The 11,606-nt window shown below is 71.8% G+C and carries 11 protein-coding genes; 4 read left to right on the top strand and 7 right to left on the bottom strand.

The genetic code is table 11. From position 1 onward, the window contains the following. The first annotated feature begins 18 nt into the window (after positions 1-18). Positions 19-1,218 carry an acyl-CoA dehydrogenase family protein gene (locus tag B5D66_RS10980; RefSeq protein WP_078761584.1) on the top strand — a complete coding sequence of 400 codons (1,200 nt, stop codon included), beginning with the start codon at positions 19-21 and terminating at the stop codon, positions 1,216-1,218. Between the two features lie 131 nt (positions 1,219-1,349). Further along, positions 1,350-2,723, top strand: coding sequence for a PQQ-binding-like beta-propeller repeat protein (locus B5D66_RS25470; protein WP_159457254.1), 1,374 nt, complete (start codon positions 1,350-1,352; stop codon positions 2,721-2,723). Between the two features lie 53 nt (positions 2,724-2,776). Here B5D66_RS25470 and B5D66_RS10990 read toward each other — a convergent pair whose 3' ends face one another. From B5D66_RS10990 to B5D66_RS11020, 7 genes are all read right to left on the bottom strand, one after another. After that, positions 2,777-4,450, bottom strand: coding sequence for a glycoside hydrolase family 3 protein (locus B5D66_RS10990; protein ID WP_078761586.1), 1,674 nt, complete (start codon positions 4,448-4,450; stop codon positions 2,777-2,779). A gap of 122 nt (positions 4,451-4,572) precedes the next feature. After that, positions 4,573-6,255: a phosphoenolpyruvate--protein phosphotransferase gene (gene ptsP / locus B5D66_RS10995; protein WP_078761587.1), complete on the bottom strand. Its 1,683-nt coding sequence runs from the start codon at positions 6,253-6,255 to the stop codon at positions 4,573-4,575. A 9-nt stretch (positions 6,256-6,264) separates the two neighbouring features. Continuing rightward, positions 6,265-6,513 carry an HPr family phosphocarrier protein gene (locus B5D66_RS11000; RefSeq protein ID WP_078761588.1) on the bottom strand — a complete coding sequence of 83 codons (249 nt, stop codon included), beginning with the start codon at positions 6,511-6,513 and terminating at the stop codon, positions 6,265-6,267. Positions 6,514-6,541: 28 nt separating this feature from the next. Further along, positions 6,542-7,207 (bottom strand): HAD family hydrolase, encoded by a 666-nt coding sequence (locus B5D66_RS11005; RefSeq protein ID WP_235000920.1) that lies wholly within the window; start codon positions 7,205-7,207, stop codon positions 6,542-6,544. Further along, positions 7,204-7,650, bottom strand: a complete 447-nt coding sequence (locus B5D66_RS11010; RefSeq protein ID WP_078761590.1) for a PTS sugar transporter subunit IIA — start codon at positions 7,648-7,650, stop codon at positions 7,204-7,206. Before B5D66_RS11010 ends, B5D66_RS11005 begins: the two co-directional genes overlap by 4 nt. Positions 7,651-7,705: 55 nt before the next feature. After that, complete coding sequence (locus tag B5D66_RS11015; protein ID WP_078761591.1) at positions 7,706-7,942, bottom strand: PTS sugar transporter subunit IIB; 237 nt, start codon at positions 7,940-7,942, stop codon at positions 7,706-7,708. 90 nt (positions 7,943-8,032) lie between these two features. Continuing rightward, complete coding sequence (locus B5D66_RS11020; RefSeq protein ID WP_078761592.1) at positions 8,033-9,076, bottom strand: SIS domain-containing protein; 1,044 nt, start codon at positions 9,074-9,076, stop codon at positions 8,033-8,035. Between the two features lie 194 nt (positions 9,077-9,270). Between B5D66_RS11020 and B5D66_RS11025 the strand changes: the two genes are divergently transcribed. Both B5D66_RS11025 and B5D66_RS11030 read left to right on the top strand, forming a co-directional pair. Next, positions 9,271-10,011, top strand: coding sequence for a GntR family transcriptional regulator (locus tag B5D66_RS11025; protein ID WP_078761593.1), 741 nt, complete (start codon positions 9,271-9,273; stop codon positions 10,009-10,011). A gap of 79 nt (positions 10,012-10,090) precedes the next feature. Then, positions 10,091-11,437: a PTS transporter subunit EIIC gene (locus B5D66_RS11030; RefSeq protein WP_235000921.1), complete on the top strand. Its 1,347-nt coding sequence runs from the start codon at positions 10,091-10,093 to the stop codon at positions 11,435-11,437. The last annotated feature ends 169 nt before the right edge of the window (positions 11,438-11,606 follow it).

Genomic DNA, 11,606 nt, shown 5'->3' on the forward strand with positions numbered 1-11,606 from the left:
GGTGGCATACTCGGCGGTATGGACTTCGAACTCAGTTCCACGGCGCGCGCCTACCTGGACAACCTCCACGAGTTCATGGACGAGCACGTCTATCCAGCCGAGCCCGTCTACCACCGCTGGCGGGCCGAGGCCGGCCGCGACGACCACACCCTTCCGCCGATCATGGAGGACCTCAAGGCCGAGGCCCGCCGGCGCGGCCTGTGGAACCTCTTCCTCCCCGACGTGAGCGGCCTCAGCGTCACCGACTACGCCCCCCTCGCCGAGCTCACCGGCCGCTCCCCCCTCCTGGCCCCGCAGGCGCTGAACTGCTCGGCGCCCGACACCGGGAACATGGAGGTGCTGCACATGTTCGGCACCCCCGAGCAGCAGGAACGCTGGCTGACCCCCTTGCTGGAGGGGCGCATCCGGTCGGCGTTCGCGATGACCGAGCCCGACGTCGCCTCGTCCGACGCCACCAACATCTCCACCTCCATCACCCGCGACGGCGACGACTACGTGATCAACGGCCGCAAGTGGTGGATCAGCGGTGCGGCGGACCCCCGCTGTGCCGTGTTCATCGTCATGGGCAAGACCGACCCCGATGCCCCGACGCACCGCCAGCAGTCGATGATCATCGTCCCGCGCGACACCCCGGGCCTGGAGATCGTGCGCGCCCTGCCGGTCTTCGGCTATCAGGACCAGGAGGGCCACTGCGAACTGCGCTTCACCGACGTCCGGGTTCCGGCGACAAACCTGGTGGCCGGCGAGGGGGACGGCTTCATGATCGCCCAGGCCCGGCTGGGCCCCGGACGGATCCACCACTGCATGCGCGCGATCGGCATGGCCGAGCGCGCCTTGGAACTGATGGTGCGCCGCGCGCGCGAGCGGGTCGCCTTCGGACGCCCTCTGGCCGATCAGGGCGTGGTGCAACAGCAGATCGCGGAGTCGCGCCTGGCGATCGAGCAGGCCCGCCTCCTCGTACTGAAGACGGCCTGGCTGATCGATAACCGCGGCACCAAGGAGGCCCGGACCGAGATCTCCGCGATCAAGGTGGCGGCACCGCGCGTGGCGGTGGAGGTACTGGACCGCGCCATCCAGGTGCACGGTGGAGCGGGGGTCAGCGACGACTTCCCCCTCGCGGAGATGTACGCGCACGCGCGCGCCATGCGCATCTTCGACGGCCCCGACGAGGTGCACCTGCGCTCCCTCGCCCGGCAGGAGATCAAGCGGCACGGTTGAGCCGCCGTGTCGGAACGGTCGAGGGCGCTCGCGGGACGACCGCGGGTGCCCTCGCTCTTTCCCGCCTTACCCCCCGGAACAGGACATATGGTATAAGAACGAAAACGGTTTTCATTTGTCGAAGGAGTGCCATGCGCAGGTCAGCGCTTGCCGCACCCCTTGTTCTCCCCCTGGTGATGCTGGCGAGCGCATGCGGAACCGAGGAGAGCGAAGGGAACAACGGACCCGACCCCAGCCCCTCGCCCGCGGCCGGCTGGGAGGCGCGCGAGGCGTCCCACGGCGCGGCCCTGCCCCGCCTGGTCGTCTCCGCCGCCGACAGCGGCGCGGTGCACGTCATCGACGTCGCCTCCGGCGAGACCGCGGGAAGCGTCGAGGCCACCGGCCCCGCCCTGCTGTCCGCCGCGAGCCCCAGCGGCGGACAGGTGTTCCTCGTCCAGACCGGCGACGACACCGTGCAGCTCCTCGACGCGGGGATCCGCTACACCGCGCACGGCGACCACGCCGACCCCGACCACGTCGAACCCGCCCTGGTCGAGGGCGCGATCGAGGTTCCCGAACCCTCACACGCCCTCGTCCACGGCGACCACGCCGCCGTGTTCGCCGACGGCGACGGGTCGGTCTCCCTCGTCAACGTCGGCGACGAGGCGCCCGACGAACTCGCCGCCGAGGCCACCACACCGTCCGGCACGGCCCACCAGGGTGTCGCCATCCCCCTTGGACACGACATCGTGGCCAGCCGCGCCGACTCCTCCGGCGAGGTGACCGGTGTCCAGGTCCTCACCGAGGACGGCGACGTCGAGGCCGAGTTCGACGACTGTCCCGACCTGCGCGGCGCCTTCGCCCCCGACTCCGAGACCGCGCTGTTCGGCTGCTCCGACGGGGTGCTGAAGGTCCACTCCCACGACGGGACGTGGGAGGCCACCAAGATCGACGCCCCCGAGGGCGGCGGCGAGGACGCGCGGGTCACCATGCTGGCCGGCGCCCCCGGCGCCGAGCAGGTCCTCGGCTCCTACTCCGACGGCCAGGTGGCGGTGATCGACACCGCGGCCGAGGAGATCTCCCCGCTCGACCTGCCCGCCGACTTCGTGACACTGGCCTGGGACCCGTTCTGGGAACAGGGCCTCGTTCTCACCTCCGACGGCTCCCTGCACGCCGTCGACCCCGCCAACGGCGAGATCACCCACTCCACGCGGGCCACCGGGGAGGTGGGCGACGCGACCGAGGACGGCGGGCGGGCCGCCGTGGTCGCCGGGGAGAACTACGCCTACGTCGTCAACCCGACCACCCGTGAACTGGCCGAGGTGTCGGTGGGCGGCGACGGGCTCGCCCTCGAACGCGCGATGACGCTGGACTTCACACCGCGCGACCTCGCCATCGTCGGCCTGGCCGAACTCGGCGGCCACGAGGAGCACGAGCACACGCACGAGGAGGGGCACGACCACTCCGCAGACTCCGGCGAGGGCCACGACCACGCCCACGACGAGGAACACGACCACGCGCACTGACCGACGCGCGTGGTGACCGCGGGCCGCGCAGGGGCGCGGCCCGCGGTCGCGGCTCAGTACGTCAGGCCGTCCCCGAGGCCGAGGTCGGTGCCCGGGATGTCCACGGGCAGCCGTCCCGAGGGGTTCACCTCTCCGGTCAGCACCCGGGCGGCGGCCGTCCGGGAGACCTCCACCGAGGAGTAGGTGGCAAGGTAACCGTCCGGCTCGGCGATGGCGACGATGTCGTAGGGGGTCCCCTGGGCGACCACCACCACGGGGGTGTCCGAGGAGCCCGCCGATTCCACCATGGCCTGCTGCTCGGCGTCGCCACGGGCGCCCTGGGTGCCGACCACGACGACGTCGGCCTCCCCGGCGGACCCCGTCACCGTACGGCCGAGTTCCTCCAGCGCCGCCGAGATCTCCTGGGCCCCGGCCCCGGTCACGTGCACCCGGGCCCCTTCGGCCAGGGGCAGCACGTCACCCTCGTTGCGCAGCAGGGTGACCGAGCGGTCCGCCACCTCCTGGGCGGCCCGCCGGTGCTCCGCCGACCCGACCGTGTCGCGCGCGTGGTCCGGATCGGCGGGGGCGGCGTCGAACAGGCCGCGCTCCAGCTTGAGCTCCAGGACCCGCCGCACCGACGCGTCCAGCCGTTCCCGGTCGATCCTGCCCTCCTCGACCGCGGCCAGCACCGCGGCGTGGGCGGTGGCGAGGTCCGGCGGCATGAGGAGCTGGTCGGCGCCGGCCAGCACCGCGCGGACGGCGATCTCGCCGTCGTCGTGGGTCTGGCGCACCCCCTCCATGTTGAGGGCGTCGGTGGTGACGACCCCGTCGTAGCCCAGCTCACCGCGCAGGACCCCGTCGATGACCTCCGGGGACAGGGTGGAGGGCTCACCGGATCCGTCGATGGCCGGCATCACCACGTGGGCGGTCATGATCATGTCGACACCGGCCTCGACCGCCTGGCGGAACGGCGGCAGGTCCACCCGCTCCCACTCCTCGCGGGTCTTGTCCACCACGGGCAGGCCGGTGTGGCTGTCCACGTCGGTGTCGCCGTGGCCGGGGAAGTGTTTGACGACGGGGACCACCCCGGCCTCCTCGAACGCCTCGGCCTGCGCGGGCACCATGGTCGCCACCAGCTCGGGGTCGGAACCGAAGGAGCGGACGCCGATGACCGGGTTGGCCGCGTTGACGTTGACGTCGGCGACCGGTGCGTAGTCGAGGTTGATCCCGAGCGCGGACAGCTCGGCGGCGGTGGTGCCGGCGAGCGTGGCCGCGGCCTGCGGGTCCCGGGTGGCCCCGATCGCCATCGCGTCGGGGAAGCGCGCGCCGAACGGCAGCCGGGCCACCATGCCCTGCTCCTGGTCGATCCCCAGGAACAAGGGGATGCCGGCACCGCTGTCGGCGGCGAGGTCCTGAAGACCGTTGGACAGGGTGGCGACCTGTTCGGGGTCGGACAGGTTCTCGGGGAAGTAGATGAGCCCCCCGGGGTGGTAGGTCTCGATCAGATCGGCGTTGTCCTGCGCCTGTGTTCCGCTGACGGTGGCCACGAACAGCTGGCCGACCTTCTCCTCCAGGCTCATGTCGGCGAGCAGTTCGGCGGCCCTGGCCGCGGTGTCCGGGGAGGGTGCCGTGGACCCCCGTGAGCTCGATCCGTCGTCCCCTCCCCCCTCTTCCGAGGCGCCGCCACAGGCGGTCGAGGACAGCAGGAGACCCGCGCCGACCAGCGCGAGGAGACGTCGAAGGGCCATGTGGATCTTCCGGACAGGATGCTGGGAAAGTGCGGAATGGGATATTCACGCTGAGTCCCCACCATAAGCCGTGGGGCGGTGGGCCGTACCCGGCCCACCGCCCCACACGTCCGCCTTCGGCCCTAAAACCCCAGCTCGGCCAGGCCCGGCAGATGGTCCCGGGCCGCCCGGCCCGCGCCCTCCGCGTCCCGGGCCGCGCGCGCGGCCGAAGCCGCGGCCCGGCACTCCTGGAGGGTGACCCGGGAGAGCGCCGCACGCACCGCGGGCAGCGCGCCGGCCCCCATCGACAACGAGGTCACCCCCAGGCCGGTGAGGACACAGGCCAGGACGGGATCGGCGGCGGCCTCGCCGCACACCCCGCACTCGCGTCCCGCGGCGTCGGCCGCCTGCGCCGCCATCGCCACCAGGTCCAGCACCGCCGGCTGCCAGGGGTCCTGGAATCTGCCGAGCGCGCCGACCTCGCGATCGGCCGCGCAGGTGTACTGGGTCAGATCGTTGGTCCCGACGCTGAAGAACCCCGCCGTCGCGGCGATGTGCGCGGCGCGTATCGCGGCGGCGGGCACCTCGATCATGACCCCCGCCCCCTCGATGCCGGCCTTGGCCGCCGCCTCGGCGAACCACGCCGCGTCGGCCTCGTCGGTCACCATCGGGGCCATGACCCGGAGTTCGGCCGCGGTGTCCCGGGCCGCCTCCGCGAGCGCGGCGAGCTGCGTCTCCAGCACCTCGGGGAACAGCCGCATCATGCGCACGCCCCGCTCCCCCAGCGCCGGATTGGGCTCTCCCGCGCTCGGCGGCAGGAAGGCCAGCGGCTTGTCGGCCCCCGCGTCGAGGGTGCGCACGACGACCTTCGCGCCCGGGAACGCCTCCAGCACGGCGCGGTAGGCGGCCACCTGCTCCTCGTGCCCGGGGGCGTCCGCCCGGTCCAGGAAGAGGAACTCGGTGCGATACAGCCCGACCCCCTCGGCCCCGTTCTCCAGCGCCGCCGGCACGTCCTTGGGGCCGCCGATGTTGGCGAGGAGGGGAACGGGATGCCCATCGGCGGTCCGCCCGGGGCCCACGCTCGCCGCGACGGCCGCGGCCCGCGCGGCGGCCCGCTCCCGGGAACGCTCGACCAGTTCCGGCGCGGGATCGACGGTGACCGTTCCACCGGCGCCGTCGACCAGCAGCGTGGTGCCGTCGGTCACGGCACGCGCCCCCGGACAGGCCACCACGGCCGGCAGCCCCAGCGCACGCGCGAGGATCGCGGTGTGGCTGGTGGGCCCGCCCTCGGCGGTCACCAGCGCCAGCACCCGTCCGGGGTCCAGCGTGGCCGTGTCCGCCGGCGCCAGGTCGTCGGCCACCAGGACGAAGGGCTCGGCCGACTCGGGGACGCCCGGGACCGGGACGCCGAGCAACCGGGCCACGGCGCGGTCGCGCACGTCGTCGAGGTCGGCGACCCGGGCCGCGAGATACCCTCCCGCAGCCGCGAGCATGTCGCGGTAGACCGTGAAGGCGTCGAACACGGCCCGTGCCGCCGACGTGCCCTCCTCCACGCGCCGCCGCACGTCATCGGCGAGCGCGGGATCGCGCGCCATCAGCGCCTGGGCGGACAGCACCTCCTCGGCCTCGCCCCCGGCCCGCGCGCCGCGCTCGGCGAGCTCCTCGGCGGTCCGTTCCAGCGCGTCCGCGGCGCGGGCCGCCTCCGCGGCGACGTCGCCGTCGTGGCGTTCGCCGCTCGGCGGCTCGGGAACCGCCCGCACCAGGCGCAGCGCGGGTCCCGCGCCGACCCCGGGGCTGACGCCGACGCCGCTCAACGTGTCGGCCATCGTCTCCCCCTAGCCCGCGTTCGCGATCGCGGCGAGCTCGTCCAGCAGCTCCTCGCTCTCGGCGTTGATGACGATCTCGTCGCCGTGGCGGACGTCCAGGCTCATCACCGCGAGGATGCTCTTGGCCGAGACGGGGGAGCCGTCCCCCTTGGCGACCGTCACGTCCCCGCCGGCCTTCGCCGCGGCCCCGACGAACAGCGCGGCCGGCCGAGCGTGCAACCCGACCTCGGATTCGACCTTCACGCGGCGCTCTGCCACGATTCCACCTCTTCTTCGGCTATCGGAATTACGGGGTGAGCCGAGGCCAGTCGACCTCGGTCAGGTGGTCGACGATGCGGTCCGCGCCGTCCAGCAGCTCCCTGGCGTGGGTCGTCGTGATGGCGACGACCCGCATGCCGGCGCGCCTGCCGGCCTGGATGCCGGCCGGGGTGTCCTCGAAGACCACGATGTGCTCGGGCGCGTAACCGAGGATCTCGGCGCCTCGCAGGTATCCCTGCGGGTCGGGCTTTCCCTCGGTGACGTCGCCCGCCGTCACCAGCCCCTTGAACAACTCGCGCACCCCCAGCTGGGTGAGGGCGGTCTCGGCCCATTCCCGGCCGGCCGAGGTGACCAGGGCGAAGGGCACCCCCTCGGCGTGCAGGCGGCGCAGGAAGGAGACCGATTCGGGCAGGTGCTCCACCGGGGGGAGGTCCGGGGCGCTGCCGTAGATCTGCAACTCGTCGATGAGCACGTCCAGCGTGACGCCGGGCAGCAGGTCGGGGTATTCGGAGAGGACGTCCTTGCCGCGCCGGCCCATGAAACGGCGCAGTGTCGTCTCGTCGTAGTCGACGTTGTGGGCGTCGAGGAGTTTGGCCCAGACGGCGACGCTGCGCGGCTCGCTGTTGATCAGCGTTCCGTCGAGGTCGAACAGTGCGGCGCGGGGCAGGTCTGCGTTGATGAGGGTTTCGTTCACGCCCACTGGAACAGTTGGCTCCCCTTCTCGACTTCCCCCGCGACCGCGCGGGAGATCACATCGTGACCGGCGTCCAACGCGACCACCGGGACGACCGTGGCCATCCCCTTGGCCGCGACCTCCGCCGGGTCCCAGCGGATCAGCGGCTGTCCGGCCTCGACGTCGGCGCCCTCGTCGACGAGCCTTTCGAAGCCCTCGCCGTTGAGCTTCACCGTGTCGATGCCGAGGTGGACGAGGACCCCCCGACCACCCTCGCCCACGACGACGAAGGCGTGCGCGTGCAGCTTGGCCACCCTGCCGGCGATCGGCGCGACCGCCTCCTGCCGCCCGTTTCGGGGCAGGATCGCGGTGCCTGGGCCGACCATGCCCTGGGCGAAGACGGGATCGGGTACCTCGGACAGTCCCACGGCGGTGCCCGAAACGGGCGACAGCACGGAGAGCATGGACTACCTCCTTGAACGGGCGCGGCCCCGGGGCCGCGCCCACGTCGTCGGCGGGTCAGTCGAGCAGGTCGTTGATGTCGTCGGTGAGCGTGTCGGCCTCGGGGCCGACGACGACCTGGACCACGTTGCCGGACACGAGCACGCCGTGCGCGCCCGTCGCCTTCAGCGCGGCCTCATCGACCTTGCCCGGGTCGGCGACCTCGGTGCGCAGGCGGGTGATGCAGGCCTCGATCTCCTTGATGTTGTCCGCACCGCCGAGCCCTGCGACGATCGCCGCTGCCTTGTCGGCCATGTGTCTCCTCCTGCTTCGGGGGCGCGGGCCGGGCCCGCGCCGGAACCGATGGATGTGAGCAGAGCTTAGGTCCACTCACCACGGGCCTCGCTACGAGGTCTGGGTGACCTTGCCCAGGCCCCGCGGCGCGTCGGGGTCATAGCCGAGCCTGCGCGCCAGCTTCTCGGTGATGAGCTGGGCGGGGACGATCAGACCGATCGGCGCCAGCCATTCCGGCAGGTCGGGTCCTGGGACGGCCAGGTCGCAGGCCCCGGCGAGCGCGGCGCCGCCGCCGATGCCATAGGCGGGGGCACCCGCGGAGACGACCCGCTGGGCGAGGGCGACGGTGCCCGGGAGGGTGGGGCCGTTGTTCGCGGCGACGAGCAGCGCGGGGGTGTCGGCGTCGACGACCGCGATGGGACCGTGCAACAGGTCCGCGTAGGACAGACCCATCGCGTGCAGGTAGCACGCCTCCTTGAGCTTGAGGGCGGCCTCCAACGCGGTGGAGAAGGCCATGCCCCGCCCGGAGACGACGGCGCCCTGGACCCCCACCAGGCGTTCGACGATCTCGTCGAGGGCGTCCTCGGAGGCCTCCAGCGTCGCCTCGATCTCGTCGGGGACCGCGCGCAGCTCTCCCGCGTCGAGGTCGGCGCCCAGTCCCAGGGCGAGCACGGCGAGCGCGGCGAGCTGGGTGGTGTAGGTCTTGGTCGCCGGGACGGCGACCTCGTCACCGGCCCGGGTGAGCAGGGAGACGTCGGCGATCTCGGTCATCGGCGAGCCGGCGCCGTTGGTGATGCCGATGGTCCGGGCGCCGCAGTCGGCGGCCCAGCGCATCGTGTCGACGATCTCCTCGGTACGGCCCGACTGCGAGATCGCCACGGCGAGAACCCCGGACAGGTCCATCTTCGCGCGGTAGGTGGTGGCGATGGAGGGGGAGGCCAGTGTCGCCAGACGCCCTCCGTGCGCCTGGATCAGGTAGCCGCCGTAGACCGCGGCGTTGTCGGAGGAGCCACGCGCGATGAACAGGACCTGCCTGGTCTGCTGGGCGAGCGCGGCGATCTCTCCCGTCAGGGGCAGGAGGGCGTCAAGGGTCCGACGCACCGCCTCGGGCTGTTGCGCGATCTCCGAACGCATGACGCTGGTCGTCGTTGTCATCAGGTCTCTTCCCATCGCTCGCCTCTGCTCGGCCGGAGGCCGTATCCGCCCCGAGCAGGGGGGACACCGCGTTGTCAAAGTGTTAAACGGTGTGCCGACACCAATTATTGACACAGCATTGTTTACTGTGGTCTAGTCCGGCCTATACCAGTACGCACCATATCCGACCGTTACGCAACCGAACAGGCACCAGCATGGCGATCGACCCCACCAGCCCCATCCCGAAGTACTCACAGCTTCGCGAGATCCTGCTCGACTGGATCGAGGAGACCGGGCTCGGAGTGGACGACGCCATCCCCTCGGAACGTGAACTCGGCGCCCTCTACGGCCTGTCCCGCATGACCGTGCGCCAGACCATCGACCACCTCGTCGCCGAGGGCAAGCTCTACCGCGTCCCCGGCAAGGGGACCTTCGTCGCGCGCCCCAAGATCGAGATGTCCCTCGCCCTGACCTCCTTCACCGAGGACATGCGCGCGCGGGGCTTCACCCCCGACTCCCAGGACCTCGCCCGCCGGATCGACCCGGCCAGCGGACACCTGGCCCGCATGCTGGACATCGAACCCGGATCGCCCATCCACCACATCGAGCGTCTGCGCACCGCCGACGGCGAGCCCATGGCGCTGGAACGCTCCAACATCCCGCTCTCCCTCGTCCCCGGCCTGGACGAGCGGTCGCTCGCCGGCCGCTCCCTCTACCAGCTCCTGGAGGAGGAGTACGGGATCCTGCTCGACTCCGGTGAGCAGACCATCGAGGCGGGGATCTGCGATCCGACCGACGCCCGGCTCCTCGGCCTGCCTCCGGGCAGCGCCGTCCTTCTCATGCAGCGGCGTAGCTTCGCCAACGGCCGCTGCGTGGAGCTGGCGATCTCGACCTACCGGGCCGATCGCTACCAGCTCCACTCCACGCTGGACCCGCGCCGCAGCGGATCCGCCTAGTCCCCGTCCCGGGGACCCTGCACCCATCCACCCCGTTTTCGAGCCACGGCTCAACGGCACCTACACGGGAGGCACAGCGGTGAGCTCCTCATCCACCGCGGCCGGCGGGTCCTCCGCCGCTCCGGAGAAGACGAAGAAGACGTCGAGTGCGCTGGCGATCCTGCAACGGATCGGCCGCAGCCTGATGATGCCGATCGCGGTGTTGCCGGCAGCGGCGATCCTGCTCCGGCTGGGGCAGCCCGACCTGCTCGGCGCCATCCCAGGGCTGGAGAGCACCTCCGAGGTCATCGGCCAGGCGGGTAACGCCCTGTTCGAGAGCATGCCCCTGCTGTTCGCGATCGGCGTCGCGATCGGGTTCGCGAAGAAGGCCGACGGCTCCACCGCCCTGGCGGCCCTCGTCGGCTACCTGGTCTTCGACCGGGTCACCAAGCTGATGTTCTTCAACGCCGGCGGCGAGATCGGCGCCCGCGTCACCCTGGAACTCGCCGACGGGACGACCGCGGTGAACTGGGGTGCCAAGAACCCCACCGACGTGCTCGGCGGCATCCTCATCGGCATCGTCGCCGCGTTGCTGTGGCAGCGCTTCTACCGGATCAAACTGCCGACCTGGCTCGGCTTCTTCGGTGGCCGGCGCTTCGTCCCGATCATCACCGCGGTGACCGCCCTGCTCCTGGGTGTCGTGTTCGGGTTCCTGTGGCCGACCATCGGCGGCTGGATCAACGGGCTGGGCGAGTGGATCATCGGTTCCGGGGCTGTCGGGGCCGGTGTCTACGGCATGGTCAACCGCCTGCTCCTGCCGTTCGGCCTGCACCACATCGTCAACTCCGTCGTCTGGTTCGTGTTCGGCTCCTTCGAGGGCCCCGACGGGGTCGTGCACGGCGAGATCAACCGCTACCTGGCCGGCGACCCCACCGCGGGCGGCTTCCTGTCCGGCTTCTTCCCCGTGCTGATGTTCGGCCTTCCCGCCGCCGCGCTGGCGATGTGGCGGGCCGCGCGCCCCGGCCAGCGCGCCGCGGTCGGCGGCATCATGATCTCGGCCGCGCTGACCGCCTTCGTCACCGGCATCACCGAACCGATCGAGTACGCGTTCATCTTCATCGCGCCCGTGCTGTTCGTGCTCCACATCGTGCTGACCGGCATCTCGATGGCGGTACTCAACGCCCTGGACGCGCACCTGGGGTTCGGGTTCTCCGCCGGCCTGATCGACCTGCTGCTCAACGCGACCAAGGACAACACCACGGGGCTGGGACTGATCCTGCTCCTCGGCCTGGTGTACTTCGCCCTCTACTACGTGGTCTTCTACTTCGCGATCACCAAGCTGAACCTGCCCACACCGGGCCGGGAGCCGGAGCAGGAGAAGGTCACGGCCGACGTCCCGTCCGAGACGGGCGGCGACACGAAGGAGACGAAGACCGACACACCCTAGCCTCCTGCCCATGGCACGGGGCCCGGCCGATCCGGCCGGGCCCCGTCCGCTTTCCCGGTCCCCCGCGCGAGACCGGAAATCCCGGCGCACCGGGCACCGCGTGCCTCCCTCGACGGATCATCCCGCCGGGCGGCAGCCCGTTCGAGAGTCCAGGGACTGAACCCACCGC

It is taken from the genome of Marinactinospora thermotolerans DSM 45154 (genome assembly GCF_900167435.1).
Taxonomy (GTDB): Bacteria; Actinomycetota; Actinomycetes; order Streptosporangiales; family Streptosporangiaceae; genus Marinactinospora; species Marinactinospora thermotolerans.